Origin of the sequence: Weissella viridescens (assembly GCF_003862435.1) — a bacterium.
Lineage (GTDB): Bacteria > Bacillota > Bacilli > Lactobacillales > Lactobacillaceae > Weissella > Weissella viridescens_A.
Genome location: NZ_RHGY01000005.1, coordinates 24,546 through 38,698, shown reverse-complemented (window position 1 = coordinate 38,698; position 14,153 = coordinate 24,546). Strand labels below are relative to the sequence as shown.

Genomic DNA, 14,153 nt, shown 5'->3' with positions numbered 1-14,153 from the left:
AAGAATCTCTCTTACCACTGGTATAGTCCGTACGCATTCTATTTGTCTACTACCAAGCGCTACCAAGTTAAGTGCTAAAGTCATTTTCACTTATCGTCTACTTCCGCTTCTCTTTTATGCGCCCACGGTATGCCCTTCACGTGACGTCCTAGTGTCAGTCATTGAATTAATGGCTGCTACTCTGAGTGAAATATTTCTTCAGCTATGACCTCATCATTTAACTTTTATCCACGCGGTTTTCTTTAGAATTAGATTGGACTATAATGATAAAAAATAACATTTAAGAAGGTTAATGACTATGGAGAACCCCACTCACCCTAAAACGTTACATCACACCCTCATTACTAATGGCGATCAAGGCCAAATGGTACAGGCCGTCCGACAAAAAATTCAGGATTGGCAGTCGACCTACGCCAATGAAATCTCTGGTAACATTTGGATTTATGAAGAAAATGACGCAACACCTTACCTGCAAGTCACTGATTTTGACAATCAAACGACGCTGTTCAAGGGACTCAAGCCCACTCTCGCATCTGATTTTCTAAACAATTTACAGACAACCATGCAACAAAATTTCACCCAAAATCAAGCTGAACTCAATATTATTGTTATCGACGATTTTGAAAGCACCACGTGGTCAACAGCCAAACAAACAGTTTTAACCCAACTATTTGAAACGGGGGCTGAGCACAATTTCTTTACCATCTTTATTAATAGTCCATACGCTAATTTAACGCAGGATTACCGTAACAACTTCGCAGAAATCATTGATTTTTCAAACTAGCCATCTATAGAGGAGTCTTTATGTCAGATAAACTAATTGAAGTGACCGTTAAAACACCCGAGACGGAAACACACGTCGCTATCTCTGCCCTTGGTACGCTTAGTGTCGTTATTGCCGCATTGACAGGTTCTGCACTGTTAGCGCACTTGAAGAAAGCGCAATAATACTTTCTTTTTATTAGTAAAAGCGTTAAACTATATACTAATAACCGTAGGAGGTTAACCTAATGACTGAAAAAAACAAAGAAACACAAGCAGAACTCAAGCAACGTTTAACTGACGAAGAATACGCTGTTACCCAAAACGCAGCCACTGAACGCCCATTTAGTGGTAAATACGACGACTGGTGGGATGATGGTATTTTTGTTGACGTCGTAGATGGGACACCCCTATTTAGCTCAACTGACAAATATGATGCTGGATGTGGTTGGCCTTCATTTACACGTCCCATTGATGACCATAATTTAGTAGAGGAAGCTGATTACAAGCTACTGCGTGAACGTACTGAAGTTCGCTCAAAGAATGCTGATTCACACCTTGGACACGTTTTTGATGATGGTCCAACTGATCAGGGAGGTTTGCGTTACTGCATTAATTCAGCAGCACTTCGTTTCGTGCCTAAGGCCGACATGGAAGCTGAAGGTTATGGCAAGTATCTCCAACTTTTTGATAATTAAACACAAAAAGAGACGTTACCCGACATGGGGTAACGCCTCTTTTTTTATATCAAACTTTGCTAATTTTCCAGTCTGCTTACGACGAGATGGCACAAGCAATCCCAATGAAAGCATTAGCAAACCAAAGGCTTCCAATAGATGTGATGGTGCCACACCCGTATTTGGTAGCGTTTTACGTGCTTGATTCAAAGTCACATACATTTCTTCAGTCGTTTTTGCAGCATCAATTTAATTCATCCTTGGTTTGGTCATCAAGACCAACCAGGTTTTCAAATTGTTCTTTAACCCTAGGCTTAGTCTCTGCCAAATCATCGTTTGGTGCTACTGGATCAACTGGTCCTTTGGAATCTGTTGAGTCGACAGGCTTAATGTCTTCATCCTTCTTCTGTGAATCAGCTTCAGAGAGGTCATCTACTGAAGCATCAGACGTCATAGCTGATGCGAAGGCGAAAAAGGCCGCAAAAGCCAATGCTTACCTGCCTTATCCATTTTAAAATGGTCTATTCTAATTGGTCTGATGCTTGTTTTAAACCAATCCCGGTCCAGGCAGAAAGTAATGAGAAGACTGGTGAAATCCAAGCAAAGATTGTAAACAAAGCAAAACTTGTTACTGGGACATTTAACGTTTGGGCCGCAAAACTTCCGGCGACCCCCCATGGCACGAGGTAGTTAATCACAGTTCCTGAATCTTCAAGCGTTCGCCCAAGAGCCAACGGTGATAGCTTCACTCGCTTAAAAACCGGCTTCCAAAGTTGCCCTGGTAAGATTGTTGCCAAGTATTGCTCACCAATCATAAAGTTGGCGAGGATTCCTGTCATAATTGTCCCCGTGACCGTTGCAGCTTGCGTCTTCACACGTTTAATCACTGGTGCCATAAAGTCTTGCAAGATGTTTTCTTGTGACAACATTCCACCTAGTGCTAGTGCCAGCATAATGATGATGACTGTTGGCATCATTGATAACATCCCACCACGATTTAATAAAGCTTGAATCGTTGGATTATCGGCTGAAGTCTTGAATCCGTTTAAGATGGTATCGCTCAGAGCCGTCAATGAATGGTTCGTTAAGAAAATCAATGAAGATAACACAACGTTAATCATCAAGGTTGGAATCGCTGGAATCTTTACCCAAGCCATAACGAAGAGTAAGACCAACAAAAGCAATGACCAAAAGTTTGGTTGTAATTGATGTTGTAACGTTGTGATTGAAGATAGACTTGCCGTCGCATGATTTTGTAGTCCAAGCACAGTAAAGGCAATTAGCGATACCAAGAAGGCTGGAATAGTCGTCCACATCAAGTTCTTAATATGGGCAAACAGATCAGTACCCGCGATTGATGCTGCTAAGTTGGTTGAATCTGACAATGGTGAACTTTTATCACCAAAGATTGCTCCTGAGATAATTGCTCCGGCAAGTACTGGCGCTGGGAATCCTAACGTTAAGCCAACACCCATCAAGGCAACTCCCACCGTCGCCATCGTCGTAAACGCTGATCCAATGGCCGTTCCAATCAAAGCCGGAATCAAGAACGCTGCTGGTAGGAACCATGTTGGACTTGCCAAATTTAGTCCCGTCCATAATAGCGTTGGAATGACACCAACCGCCATCCATAATCCAATCAACATCCCAATTAACAAGAACAAGAAAATTGGGGCTAATCCGGTTTGAATCCCAGATAACAATTGATTTTGCAAATCATTCCATGAAAAATGGTTGAGCTTTCCAAAAACCATCGTCACCATAATCGCTGTAATCAACGGGACAAATGGGGGTAAATGAAATTGAATAATACTAATGCCAAAGATTGCAAATAATAAAAGCATTAAAAGTGTGACTGATAAAAATCTGTGTTTGTTTTGCATAATGATATCTCCATCTAATTTGTTTGTGACATGGTTCTGTGTGCTCTAATTAAATGTGATATCGAATCAAACCACCTGATGTTTCTTTTAGTTCAAATACCCCAATGTGCTAACCTCCTTAAAATAAAAAAAGTCCCAACTACGCCTAAGCATAGTTGGGACGATATTAGTGTTTACTAATCCGCGGTACCACCCAAAATTATATTCGACAAATAGACTTGTCCAATACCTCTTTGATCCGACTATTCGCATGTAAATAATTCAGTAACTAAACCTGCGCCGCTCACAGCAATACACGGCTTCTCTGACATACAATTTAGCTACCTACTGACTTAATGTAACTAATCTTACTCAGCATGCTCTCATTTGTCAATCATTTTTATGAAACTTTTTGAATTAACGTCGTAAATAGATTAGCTTTTTTCACACCCTGTGTGGGATAAAGCTTAAGCTGTGGCGTTTTACCGTCAATAAAGTCATCATCTGCTTTTTGACTAAAAGAGACGCGTCCAGTTGCTACCACATCATTCGTTTGAAGTGGCGCAGCCACGTTTGCCTTTGGCTTAATTGCATTAATTGACACCGTATCATCCGTTTGCTTTACAAAATATTGTTGACCGGCACCCGCTTTCAGGGCAACTTGACCGTGATTTCCCTCAGCATTATCGATTTTAACAGACTGCTTTGTTTGTGGGGCTTGCAACTTGGTTTGATCTTGGACTTGACCAAGTACCGATAAGGTTTGATTGAAAATTTCTTGACGTGGATGGTCATTCGTATTCAAAACAACTGTAATGACTGGTTGGTGGTTCAACGTCCCGTGTGAAACAAGATTTGAGCCATTATTCGGCGTTAATCCCGTTTTTAGTCCATCAATATGGTATTGCTTATTCCCCAACAATAAATTGGTATTTTTCAAAACCATATTTGACCCATCAGGTAATGGGAAATTTGCTTCTTTTTTCTGTGTGTACGTTGTAATTTGTGGGTAATCATCGACCAAATGCTTTGAAATTAGGGAGATTTCACGTGCTGAAAACTTATTTTCCGCACTGGGTGCAACAGATTTGTCTTCAAAAGAAGCTAAATCACCATTTCGTAGTCCTGAAGCAGAATACATCTTTGGATTTTTAATCCCCCAGCTAGTTAACAATTTTTCAGCTTGTTGATAATAATTTTCCTGCGAACCAGCTACCAAGTGGGCTAGCTCCATGGCTCCAGCATTAGAGGATTCAATCAAGGTTGCGTCCAAAATTTGTGAAATCGTGTACGTCCGACTCGTTGTCATCGGCACATTTGCCACACTGCTATCCTGACTGAATTTGGCAATATCTTCAGGAATTGTCACCTTTTGATCGAGTGATAATTCATTTTTTTGGATTTTTTGTTCCAACATGTAAACAACAATTAATTTAGAAACCGAGGCAATTGGCAAACGTTCATTTCCGTTTTGATCTGCCAACACCTGTCCCGTTTTCGCTTGAATCACAACTGCTGAACCCATATCTGTTTTAGGCGTAATGACGGCAGCTTGCGCGACTTGCGCTGGCACCACCGCTAAGCCAGCAACAACTGCACCAATTTGTAAATACTTCAATAATTTCATTTTGTCACTTCCTCTTTATATGAGTCAGTATACAAAACTCTGGTTCAACTTGGCTTAAAATCGCCGAAATTTATGACTATGTTAATCATCACTTTGTTCTAAACCAACCTTCGTCACTGCTGAAATCATCGAGCACAAAGGCGATGCCCACGCAAAGATGGCAAATACCGCGAAATGCGTTACTGGAACCCCTAAGGTTTGGGCACAAAAACTACCCGCAACGCCCCATGGCACCAGATAATTCACAACAGTTCCTGAATCTTCGAGCGTTCGGCTTAAGGCGACTGGCGCTAAGTCCAAACGCTTGAAAGTTGGTTTCCAAAGCTCCCCTGGCAATATCGTTGCTAAACATTTTTCGCCAATCATAAAATTAGCGAGAATTCCAGTCATTAACGTCCCAATTACTGCCTCAGCTTGCGTCGTAACACGTTTAATCAGTGGGGCCATAAAATCAGCTAAGATTGACTCTTCAGTGAGAATCCCACCCAAAGCCAAAGCTAAAATAATGATCAACACTGTACTCATCATCGATAACATTCCACCACGATTTAATAATGCTTGTACCGTTGCATCTGATGAAGTTGTTTTAAAGCCATTCATCATTACATCACTCAAATTAGCAACTGTGTGCGTATGTAAAAAGACCAACGCCGAAGCAGCGACATTAATTAACAAGGTTGGAATGGCCGGAATTTTAAACCAAGCGGTCACAAATAACAGCCCCACCAATAATAAGCTCCACCATTGCGGTGTTAAATGCGCTTGTAACTGCATCAAACTTGCTGGGCTAGCCTGGGTATGATGCAACAACCCCAAACTCGTAAACCCAATCAATGATAGGACAAAGGCTGGAATCGTTGTCCACATCATATTTTTAATGTGCGCGAACAACTCACTTCCAGCAATTGAAGCCGCCAGATTCGTTGATCCAGAAAGGGGCGAACTCTTATCGCCAAAGATGGCACCTGATATAATTGCTCCAGCCAACATAGGCATCGGTATTCCAAAGGTCGTACCGATGCCCATCAACGCAACACCAATGGTCGCAATTGTTGTAAACGATGACCCAATCGCGGTTCCGATGAGAGCGCTAATCACAAAAGCAGCTGGTAAAAACCAGTTCGGTTGTGCTAAGTGGAGTCCACTCCACAACAAAGTCGAAATCACTCCATCCCCCATCCATAAGGCAATAATCATGCCAATCAATAAAAACAAGAAAATAGGCGCTAGGCCGATCCGAACACCTGCCAAAAGTTGATTTTGCACTATTTGCCATGAGTAACCATTTAAACGGCCAAAAATCATCGTCACCATCAACCCCAAGGTCAACGGCACATATGGCGCTAACTTAAAATGAATCATGCCAATTCCAAAAATCAACATCAACCCAATAATTAATCCCGTTACGGCAATAAATCGCCTTTTTTGCTGTTCCATTATGCTACCCCACTAAATTCTTCCCAATAAAAAATCCCAACTATGCCTAAGCATAGCTGGGACGATGTTAACCGCGGTACCACCCAAAATTATATTGAACATGCTCAATATCGCTTCATTTGATTTATTTATGAGTTTTCTGTGTATAGTTCACACCCCTGACCTGCGTCGCTCCCAGCTAAACACGACTTCTCTGACATACAATCAAAAGCGCTATTTCTTTTTATGAGAATAACTCTAATCTTAATTTAATATCTTGTCAAGAAAAAAATAGCGATCTCATCCATGAGACCGCTATTTAATTTAATCATTTAATGAGATAAAACGCACTTCATCTTCAACATAATCTTTTTCTTTGGCAGGACCTTCAATTGAACCAAATACAAATTGAGCGCGCAAACGCCAATTTTCCGGAACCTTGAAAGCAGCGCGAACATCTTCATCAATCAATGGATTATAGTGTTGTAGGTTACCACCCAATCCATGTTCACGTGCTGTTAACCATAGTGAGTATGAGACGATACCAATGGCCTGTTCTGACCAATCATAGAAGTTAGCTGCATACGTTGGCACATCTTGTTCCAATTGCTTAACAACATCAGTATCTGTGAATAACAAAACTGTTCCGTACGCATGCTTAAAGCCATTTAACTTAGCTAAAGTAACTTCAAAGGCCTCTGGATCAGATACAACTTGACGCATCCGTTCGATGACCATATCCCAAAGGGCTTCATGCTGCTCGCCAAAGGCAAATACCGCACGCACCGTTTGACTATTAAAAGCACTTGGCGTTTCACGAATTGTATTTTTGAACATCTCTTCTAGTTCAGCATCTGTATAGGGAACATCGTGCCCCAATGCATAAAATGAACGACGGGCTGCTTGTAGTTCTAATAGTGAGTTAAATTCTTCCATGGTAAATTACTCCCTCTCCAAATAAACGTGTTATATACCTTACAAAAAGTAAGTATATAACATTACAAAAAGTAAGTAAAGTGTTTTTTCACCATTTTATGCATTTAAATCATAAACGTCGGAATACCGTGCCCGTTGTAAATCAAGCCAGTATTGTGGATTCAAGGTCTCTCCAGTCGCATCTTCTAGCACTTCAGCCGGTGTCTTAGAAGCACCATATTGCCAAACATGTTCACGACGCCAATCAAAAATCGGTTTAATGTTTCCTTCAGCAAGCAAAGCCTCGACGTCAAAGTCCTTATGCATGGCATGATAGAGCTGCGCCGCATACAAGTGTCCCAATGCATATGATGGGAAATAACCAAAGTCCCCACTGGCCCAATGAATATCTTGCAAAATACCATCAACAGCATTATCTGGACGAATTCCAAGATATTCTTCATACTTGCTATTCCAAAGTTCTTCAAGATCATCGACATTATAATCATCATTAAAAATCGCTTTTTCGATTTCGTAACGAATAATAATGTGCAATGGATAAGTGATTGGATCAGCCTCAGTTCGAATCAACGTTGGCTTGGTTAGCATCCAGCCTTTATAGAAGTGTTCAAAGTCGATATCATCCAAACGACCATCTAGCGCTTTTTGCAAAATTGGATATTCATGTGACCAGAAATCCTTTGAACGTCCAATCATAACCTCGTTAAAAAGTGATTGAGACTCGTGAATACTCATTGCAATTCCCTTATTAAAGGGTGTGTAATCCCACTTAGGCGCAACATTTTGAGCAAATAACCCGTGACCAGCTTCATGATAAATGCCAAGAACTGCCATTTGGAAGTCATTAGCAGCCCAACGCGTGGTAATTCGCGCATCATCGCGATTCAAATCCTGCATAAAGGGATGGATTGTATCATCAAGGCGACCCTTATTTGCATCATAGCCTAAACGTTGAGCCGCATCCCAGACATACTGACGTTGTAATTCGACTGGGATTTCCCGTGACAAGAAATCATTTTCTGGTTCAGTCCCTTGTGTTTGCAAGTCGTGTTGCAAAGCCATAATCCCATTTTTCAAAGTCTCAAAGACTCCGTCCAATTTCGCTACTGTTAAACCAGGTTCGAATTGATTCAATAAGACATCATAAGGCGTTGCTTCATCTTTACGCCAATATGAAATAAAGCGCTTTTTTGTCGCAATTAATTCCTTTAGCGTAGGTGCATATAACTGATAATCATCAGCCTCACGTGCTTTCGTCCATGCATCTTGTCCTGCAGAACTCAACTTACCAAACGCAGTGTATTCATCTTCTGGAATCGCAGCAACTTCTTCGTAATCAGTTACATAACGATCAAATAATTTTTGCTCGTCATCCGTTAATAGGTCTCGATGTTCTTTGAAATATGCTACTAATTCAGCAGCTTCAGTTCCAGTCGCAACTTGAAAGTATTTAGAACTCAAATAACTAACTAATTCAGCTCGAAAATCACCTGCAGCAACAGGCATACCGGTTAATTGATCCCATTCTGCTAATGCCAAGCCTTCTTCAATCAAAGCTTGCTCTTTCATATTGGCTCGTAAATCTGCACCAGTAAATTCAGTCATGCCATCACTCCTCTTCTAATCTCATTGTTTTCTAATATTTTACACCAATCTACAAAAAAAAGCACAAATTGTGCTTTTTTTATTATTTATTCACATAGTAACGACTAAACAATCCAAAAATGATTGTCCAAGCAATTCCAGCATAAGCTGCAATTCGATCTGTTGGAGTTATGAATAACATGGCAAAAATAAAGATGAAAAAGAGAATCGTGGCTGGACTCGTTATCCGATAAAATGGCATTTTAAATCCATCGGGTAAATAATCCGAACTACGACGATAATGCCGATGCGCGATCATGATCAATGTATAAATGACTAATGTAATCGCCGCAGTCGCAGATGCAAAGAAATTAAATGCAGACGATAATGCTGGAATGAAATTTACAATCGGTGTCAAACAAATCAAACCTGCTGAAAACAGAATCGCACGCGCAGGAATTGCGGTCTTTGAAAGTTTTGAGAAATAACGTTCAACGACACCATCGTTTTCTTTAGAAAGAGCAAAAATATCACGTCCTGCTGAATAAATCAGTGTATTTAACGCTGACAATGCAGCTGTTAAAACAACGAAGTTCATAAGTGCAGCAGCACCATTCAGACCAATTAACTGAAAGACCATCACAAAGGGACTCTCATTGGCTGGTAGGTAACGCCAATTACAAATTGACATAATAATTGCCAAAGCACCCACGTAAAAAATCAAAATTCGGACCAAAACCGTGTTAATGACTTTTGGAATAACAACACGTGGATCAACTGTTTCTGCAGACATTAAACCAACAAATTCAATCCCAACGAAAGAGAAAAACACCATTGGAAAAGCTTTTAGAAAATCAACCGACCCATTCGGGAAAAACTGAAAGCCATCTGTAATATTTTTAAAACTGACAACACCACCATGAACACCCGGCGTTTTAAATCCCGTTATCATCATGAACAATCCGATGGCAATAACAATTAAAATTGCAATGATTTTAATTGAAGCGAACCAAAATTCTGCTTCACCAAAAAAACGCACTGCCGTCAAATTTAAAATAATCAAAATAGCCATAATAGCCAATTCCATCTTCCAGGCTGCAATATGCGGCAACCAGTATTGTAAATATTGACCAATTGCAGTTAATTCAGCCATAGCGGGCAAAATCAATGTAATCCAGTACGACCAACCCACAAAGTATCCTGTCTCACGATTAATATATTTAGAAACCACACTGACGAACGAACTAGATTTAGGATCAACATATAACATTTCACCAATGGCACGCATCATGAAAAACAAGAATCCACCTGTAATCATATAAATAAATAGAACGGATGGTCCCGTAAGATTGATTGTATCCCCCGCCCCTAAAAAGAGCCCAGTCCCAATCGTCCCACCGATCGCCATCATCTGGACGTGGCGTTGCGTTAAGCCACGCGATAGTTCTGTTGGTTTTGTACTTGCTTCTGACATTTCTCCCACCTCACCTTTGCTTCGATACAGATAACTGTACCACAAGTGTGCATATTTTTACAATAAAAACATTTTTTATGCACTAAAAATGAATATATTACACAAAAAAAGAGACATACCTCAGTATGTCTCTTTAAATCATAAATCACTTAATTAGTTGCCGAACTTAGCTACTAGCCATGAAACAACAACAACAACTACAACCGCACCAATAATTGATGGGAAGATAGCCATACCGGCCAAGTGAGGACCCCATGAACCTAGCAACTTTTCACCAAGCCATGATCCAACTAGCCCTGCGGCAATGTTGGCGATCCAACCCATTGAAGCACCCTTACTAGTGATTGCACCACCGATTGCACCGATAACTGCACCAATAATAAGTTCCCAAATTAATCCAAACATATCCTAACTCCTAACTCTTAAATTACTTGTCAAACTTTTCTTTAACGTCGTCAACAACATCGTTTGCCTTGTCAGCAACGTTTCCAGCAACTTCGCTGGCCTTATCCTTGGCATCGCCAAACAATCCCTTAGCCTTACCAGCAAGGCCTTGTGCCTTACCTTCTGCTTCAGTTTGCTTGTCTCCAGTAACGTTTCCAGCAACTTCCTTTGCCTTACCTGCTACTTCGTCTGTCTTACCCTTAACTTGATCTTCCAAACTCATAATAATACCCTCTCTTTCATTTATTGACTCTTATTATATAGGCTAACTTTTAAAAAGGGAAGTGTTTTTTCTTTTTTTAAATTCAAAATTTCATAAACAACACACCTTTTAAGCTGATTAATTTCAGTTGCATATTCTGCCAGGAATACCTGTTTTACCGCATATTACGCCATTTTCCCTGCATGTCTTCTCCTATTTTTACAAGCTATATTTTTTCATTTCATTAACCAAAATAACGTCGTCCGGCGCATAAAAATCATGGCCAATTTATGTCATGTCATAGGTAGACTTGTTTTTTTCTGCGTCTTTACTTAACTATTCTAAATTTCTTTTGCATTATGCATATTAACCCGTCCCCTTTGTTTCCTCATACAATTTTGGTCTTAGGCCCATATCTCAAATAAATATCATTCATGGTACCAACTAGCGCCATCGTCTTTTACGACTCAACCCTATACCTCAAAATCAAGCCCATTGACACTTAATGACTTCTCCATCTTGATTAACTCATCATTTAAACTTTTCACTTGAATTGCGAGTCGATCATTTTCTTGATGTAATTTCGCATTTTCTTCAACGATTTTATCCATATAATAAGCTTCAACGCTCTGATGTTGTTGCTTACAAGTCAAATACCATGCACTTATTGGTGTTATCATCATTGCAACACCTGAAAATATACTTTTCCAATCAATAATCCCCATCGTCAACTACCTCCGCTTCTAAATCTTCCATTTTCAAATCTACGTCGTTCATATTTACTACATTTTGTTAAAAGTCCTAACTCCTGGGTCCTGAAATTAATGTCATGTAGAAAGATGTACATCTCACATGCACCCCTCACCACGTTGACTTCATGACATTCAAATCTAATAAATTATTACGATTTAACCATCTAAAACGGGCATTATAACTCGGCTTGTTCGCATTCTTTTCAGCATCACGCCAGCGTCTTGGCGTCCGCTCATCAACATAATGTAATTGGGCAATCATTTCCCACCGCACCCGATTTCGATAGCGTTGATAGAACACTTCTTTACATTCTCGATCAAACACATCAATACAAGTCTTAATTTTAGCCCATTGCTCTTGTAATTCATTTAATTTTTCATCTTGTTCAATCCGTACAAGTGTATTCTCAAATGCATTTGAATAGTTATTTTGCGCACGTCCTCTACCAATATTTTCATCTTTTTTGAAATTGGTTGGCGCAACTCTTGTTCACGCATTTTTATGTCTAAATCCAAGCCACCCGTAAAATACCGTTCTAATAATTTATCAATCCGATCCGCCATCGCTATTACCTCCTATACCTTTTGCAACACATCTCCGCTCTAAAGTTGTCCATTTTGTGTAATTTCATGAAAACAATTGACTACAATTACACTACCGTGTACTATTGAAGTACAGTAAAACACACGATTTCATCGTGTTATTACTGCTATTTCTACTAACTCAATTGATGTTTCTATCATACAACACAGTTGTGTAATTAGTCAACGTTATTTGTGTACATTTGTGTAATTGTTGATTAAAATCCAGAAAGGATACGCCATGAGTACATTTGAAAACATTAAACGCGTAGCGAACGAACGTGGACTTTCACTAAAACAGACTGCACTGAAAGCTGGACTTTCCGAAAATGCCTTATATCGCTACAATCAGGGCGTTGAACCAAAGTACGAAACAGTAAAAAAAGTAGCCGATGCCTTGGGCGTGTCAGTTGATTATCTATTAGGACATACTGAAACTCCCATGACGGAACACTCGGCACATCCAGAGCAACCCGTAGATCTCGATCAAGTCTTATCTGAAGAAGGCATGGCTATGTTTGATGGGCAGCCACTTTCAAATGAATATAAAAAGGCTTTACTTACGATGCTAAACGGATTGAAAGACAACGGGCAATAGCCTATGCATGAAGAATTATTTGCTGCTTTATTAAAAGTTGCCGATGCTTCCAACATTGCCATCAAAGAAGTGAGCGGTAACAGCAATGATCCTGACGTCGCCTTTTGTAACCAAAAGGTGATTAACTTAAATCACAACTATCAATCATCGATTAGTGTCGCCTTTCGACTCGCCCATGAGATTTGTCATATCCAATTCTCGCAACCATCGTTTCTATACACATTTTCGCCGTATATAAAGAATAAGGTTGAACGTGAGACGAATACACATGCCATTCGTATGATTGCACATTTGGTTTATGGTGATACCCCAAACGAATACAGAAATTGGTCGGATTTTATGAATGAGTTTGGTTTGCCAAGTTGGTTTGAACCGCTGGTCAAAGAAATGATCTATGATTAATTTCATATAAACGCACACATACTTTCAACACAAAAAAATGAAATGGAGTTATCACATGCATAAACATTGGGCGACTTGGCTCGTCGCTGGTATCTTATTAGTTGGGGCAACTGGTTTTGGATCTTATGAGTACGTTTACTCACAAAACACTAAAAAAGCTGAACTAGCTTCTGTTAGGGAAAAAGAATCTTCATTAGCCAAGCAAAAGTCAGAGTCAGAGTCGAAATCGACAGCAAAAGCGAAAGCAAAGCAAAAAACAGCGCAACAAGCTGAATCAACCACGCCGACTGTAGCAAGCTCAAATCAAGAATTGGCAGAAAGCTCATCCAACAACGCCGTCGAAGCAGATGCTACATCAATGGATGTTGCGACGTTTATTGGTAAATATGGCATGACTTATGCCCGTTACCTGAGAGAACATGACGGCATGGGTGTTGAACAATCTCTACAGGCGGCGACGTCAATTGGCGCCGGCATGACGAGTGGTGAAATGCAAAATATGTACGGTCTAGAACAAGGCCGTTTAACTGAAACTGTAGATCATAAGTTAGTTGAAACAGGATCTAGCAACGATACTGAAGATACCTCATATGCTGAAAAAGCCCGCACACCGAATGCTGAATTCACATTGTCAGATGGCACTAAAATTCACAACGATGCCAATGGTGATTCATTTGACGAGAACGGTCAAAAAATTGGTAAAGGTGATTAAACCTAATATATTATTCTATAGACCTGAGCGTGTCTTAAAACCGCTCTTTTTAATGGGGATTTTGGGCAAAATGTGGACGAAAATTGAAATCCATAAAATGGATATACCATTATTCACCATTGA

Annotated in this window: 19 protein-coding genes; 6 read left to right on the top strand and 13 right to left on the bottom strand. The window is 40.0% G+C overall.

Annotated features, from left to right (window positions below; all coding sequences use genetic code 11):
• Positions 1 to 298: 298 nt before the first annotated feature.
• The 3 genes from D3P96_RS05350 (at position 299) to msrB (ending at position 1,460) form a co-directional block, all read left to right on the top strand.
• Positions 299 to 784 carry a hypothetical protein gene (locus D3P96_RS05350; protein WP_124943343.1) on the top strand — a complete coding sequence of 162 codons (486 nt, stop codon included), beginning with the start codon at positions 299 to 301 and terminating at the stop codon, positions 782 to 784.
• A gap of 20 nt (positions 785 to 804) precedes the next feature.
• Complete coding sequence (locus D3P96_RS08365) at positions 805 to 948, top strand: hypothetical protein (RefSeq protein WP_185696097.1); 144 nt, start codon at positions 805 to 807, stop codon at positions 946 to 948.
• 62 nt (positions 949 to 1,010) lie between these two features.
• Positions 1,011 to 1,460: a peptide-methionine (R)-S-oxide reductase MsrB gene (gene msrB / locus D3P96_RS05345; protein WP_124943342.1), complete on the top strand. Its 450-nt coding sequence runs from the start codon at positions 1,011 to 1,013 to the stop codon at positions 1,458 to 1,460.
• A 15-nt stretch (positions 1,461 to 1,475) separates the two neighbouring features.
• Here msrB and D3P96_RS05340 read toward each other — a convergent pair whose 3' ends face one another.
• The 13 genes from D3P96_RS05340 to D3P96_RS05280 form a co-directional block, all read right to left on the bottom strand.
• The gene (locus D3P96_RS05340) at positions 1,476 to 1,655 is read right to left on the bottom strand and encodes an LPXTG cell wall anchor domain-containing protein (protein ID WP_185696096.1); all 180 of its coding nucleotides are present in this window, start codon (positions 1,653 to 1,655) and stop codon (positions 1,476 to 1,478) included.
• A 28-nt stretch (positions 1,656 to 1,683) separates the two neighbouring features.
• Positions 1,684 to 1,893, bottom strand: coding sequence for a hypothetical protein (locus D3P96_RS05335; protein ID WP_148091219.1), 210 nt, complete (start codon positions 1,891 to 1,893; stop codon positions 1,684 to 1,686).
• Between the two features lie 67 nt (positions 1,894 to 1,960).
• On the bottom strand, positions 1,961 to 3,322 hold the full coding sequence (locus tag D3P96_RS05330) for a Na+/H+ antiporter NhaC family protein (protein ID WP_124943339.1): 1,362 nt from the start codon (positions 3,320 to 3,322) through the stop codon (positions 1,961 to 1,963).
• A gap of 379 nt (positions 3,323 to 3,701) precedes the next feature.
• On the bottom strand, positions 3,702 to 4,928 hold the full coding sequence (locus D3P96_RS05325) for a D-alanyl-D-alanine carboxypeptidase family protein (RefSeq protein ID WP_124943338.1): 1,227 nt from the start codon (positions 4,926 to 4,928) through the stop codon (positions 3,702 to 3,704).
• 81 nt (positions 4,929 to 5,009) lie between these two features.
• Complete coding sequence (locus D3P96_RS05320) at positions 5,010 to 6,365, bottom strand: Na+/H+ antiporter NhaC family protein (protein ID WP_124943337.1); 1,356 nt, start codon at positions 6,363 to 6,365, stop codon at positions 5,010 to 5,012.
• A 303-nt stretch (positions 6,366 to 6,668) separates the two neighbouring features.
• On the bottom strand, positions 6,669 to 7,280 hold the full coding sequence (locus D3P96_RS05315; RefSeq protein WP_124943336.1) for a nitroreductase family protein: 612 nt from the start codon (positions 7,278 to 7,280) through the stop codon (positions 6,669 to 6,671).
• A 96-nt stretch (positions 7,281 to 7,376) separates the two neighbouring features.
• A complete protein-coding gene (locus D3P96_RS05310) occupies positions 7,377 to 8,885 on the bottom strand; it encodes a carboxypeptidase M32 (RefSeq protein WP_124943335.1) in 1,509 nt (502 codons plus the stop codon).
• 82 nt (positions 8,886 to 8,967) lie between these two features.
• On the bottom strand, positions 8,968 to 10,338 hold the full coding sequence (locus D3P96_RS05305; RefSeq protein WP_124943334.1) for an amino acid permease: 1,371 nt from the start codon (positions 10,336 to 10,338) through the stop codon (positions 8,968 to 8,970).
• Positions 10,339 to 10,491: 153 nt separating this feature from the next.
• On the bottom strand, positions 10,492 to 10,743 hold the full coding sequence (locus D3P96_RS05300; protein WP_124943333.1) for a GlsB/YeaQ/YmgE family stress response membrane protein: 252 nt from the start codon (positions 10,741 to 10,743) through the stop codon (positions 10,492 to 10,494).
• A gap of 22 nt (positions 10,744 to 10,765) precedes the next feature.
• Positions 10,766 to 11,005 carry a CsbD family protein gene (locus tag D3P96_RS05295; protein ID WP_124943332.1) on the bottom strand — a complete coding sequence of 80 codons (240 nt, stop codon included), beginning with the start codon at positions 11,003 to 11,005 and terminating at the stop codon, positions 10,766 to 10,768.
• Positions 11,006 to 11,457: 452 nt separating this feature from the next.
• Entirely contained in the window at positions 11,458 to 11,709 is a 252-nt protein-coding gene (locus D3P96_RS05290) for a hypothetical protein (RefSeq protein ID WP_124943331.1), read from the bottom strand.
• A gap of 136 nt (positions 11,710 to 11,845) precedes the next feature.
• A complete protein-coding gene (locus D3P96_RS05285) occupies positions 11,846 to 12,187 on the bottom strand; it encodes a hypothetical protein (RefSeq protein ID WP_124943429.1) in 342 nt (113 codons plus the stop codon).
• Positions 12,106 to 12,300 carry a hypothetical protein gene (locus D3P96_RS05280; protein ID WP_124943330.1) on the bottom strand — a complete coding sequence of 65 codons (195 nt, stop codon included), beginning with the start codon at positions 12,298 to 12,300 and terminating at the stop codon, positions 12,106 to 12,108. Before D3P96_RS05280 ends, D3P96_RS05285 begins: the two co-directional genes overlap by 82 nt.
• Before the next feature lie 259 nt (positions 12,301 to 12,559).
• Between D3P96_RS05280 and D3P96_RS05275 the strand changes: the two genes are divergently transcribed.
• Genes D3P96_RS05275 through D3P96_RS05265 form a run of 3 tightly spaced genes read left to right on the top strand, consistent with a single transcriptional unit; the run spans position 12,560 to position 14,030 of the window.
• Positions 12,560 to 12,916: a helix-turn-helix domain-containing protein gene (locus D3P96_RS05275; protein WP_124943329.1), complete on the top strand. Its 357-nt coding sequence runs from the start codon at positions 12,560 to 12,562 to the stop codon at positions 12,914 to 12,916.
• 3 nt (positions 12,917 to 12,919) lie between these two features.
• On the top strand, positions 12,920 to 13,318 hold the full coding sequence (locus D3P96_RS05270) for a hypothetical protein (protein ID WP_124943328.1): 399 nt from the start codon (positions 12,920 to 12,922) through the stop codon (positions 13,316 to 13,318).
• Positions 13,319 to 13,373: 55 nt separating this feature from the next.
• Positions 13,374 to 14,030 (top strand): hypothetical protein, encoded by a 657-nt coding sequence (locus D3P96_RS05265; RefSeq protein WP_124943327.1) that lies wholly within the window; start codon positions 13,374 to 13,376, stop codon positions 14,028 to 14,030.
• The last annotated feature ends 123 nt before the right edge of the window (positions 14,031 to 14,153 follow it).

What these genes read in the sequence shown, in the direction of transcription:
- D3P96_RS05350 (WP_124943343.1), top strand. Translation starts at nt 299, where the DNA reads ATGGAGAACCCCACTCACCCTAAAACGTTACATCACACCCTCATTACT.
- D3P96_RS08365 (WP_185696097.1), top strand. Translation starts at nt 805, where the DNA reads ATGTCAGATAAACTAATTGAAGTGACCGTTAAAACACCCGAGACGGAA.
- msrB (WP_124943342.1), top strand. Translation starts at nt 1,011, where the DNA reads ATGACTGAAAAAAACAAAGAAACACAAGCAGAACTCAAGCAACGTTTA.
- D3P96_RS05335 (WP_148091219.1), bottom strand. Translation starts at nt 1,893, where the DNA reads ATGACGTCTGATGCTTCAGTAGATGACCTCTCTGAAGCTGATTCACAG.
- D3P96_RS05330 (WP_124943339.1), bottom strand. Translation starts at nt 3,322, where the DNA reads ATGCAAAACAAACACAGATTTTTATCAGTCACACTTTTAATGCTTTTA.
- D3P96_RS05325 (WP_124943338.1), bottom strand. Translation starts at nt 4,928, where the DNA reads ATGAAATTATTGAAGTATTTACAAATTGGTGCAGTTGTTGCTGGCTTA.
- D3P96_RS05320 (WP_124943337.1), bottom strand. Translation starts at nt 6,365, where the DNA reads ATGGAACAGCAAAAAAGGCGATTTATTGCCGTAACGGGATTAATTATT.
- D3P96_RS05315 (WP_124943336.1), bottom strand. Translation starts at nt 7,280, where the DNA reads ATGGAAGAATTTAACTCACTATTAGAACTACAAGCAGCCCGTCGTTCA.
- D3P96_RS05310 (WP_124943335.1), bottom strand. Translation starts at nt 8,885, where the DNA reads ATGACTGAATTTACTGGTGCAGATTTACGAGCCAATATGAAAGAGCAA.
- D3P96_RS05305 (WP_124943334.1), bottom strand. Translation starts at nt 10,338, where the DNA reads ATGTCAGAAGCAAGTACAAAACCAACAGAACTATCGCGTGGCTTAACG.
- D3P96_RS05300 (WP_124943333.1), bottom strand. Translation starts at nt 10,743, where the DNA reads ATGTTTGGATTAATTTGGGAACTTATTATTGGTGCAGTTATCGGTGCA.
- D3P96_RS05295 (WP_124943332.1), bottom strand. Translation starts at nt 11,005, where the DNA reads ATGAGTTTGGAAGATCAAGTTAAGGGTAAGACAGACGAAGTAGCAGGT.
- D3P96_RS05290 (WP_124943331.1), bottom strand. Translation starts at nt 11,709, where the DNA reads ATGGGGATTATTGATTGGAAAAGTATATTTTCAGGTGTTGCAATGATG.
- D3P96_RS05280 (WP_124943330.1), bottom strand. Translation starts at nt 12,300, where the DNA reads ATGGCGGATCGGATTGATAAATTATTAGAACGGTATTTTACGGGTGGC.
- D3P96_RS05275 (WP_124943329.1), top strand. Translation starts at nt 12,560, where the DNA reads ATGAGTACATTTGAAAACATTAAACGCGTAGCGAACGAACGTGGACTT.
- D3P96_RS05270 (WP_124943328.1), top strand. Translation starts at nt 12,920, where the DNA reads ATGCATGAAGAATTATTTGCTGCTTTATTAAAAGTTGCCGATGCTTCC.
- D3P96_RS05265 (WP_124943327.1), top strand. Translation starts at nt 13,374, where the DNA reads ATGCATAAACATTGGGCGACTTGGCTCGTCGCTGGTATCTTATTAGTT.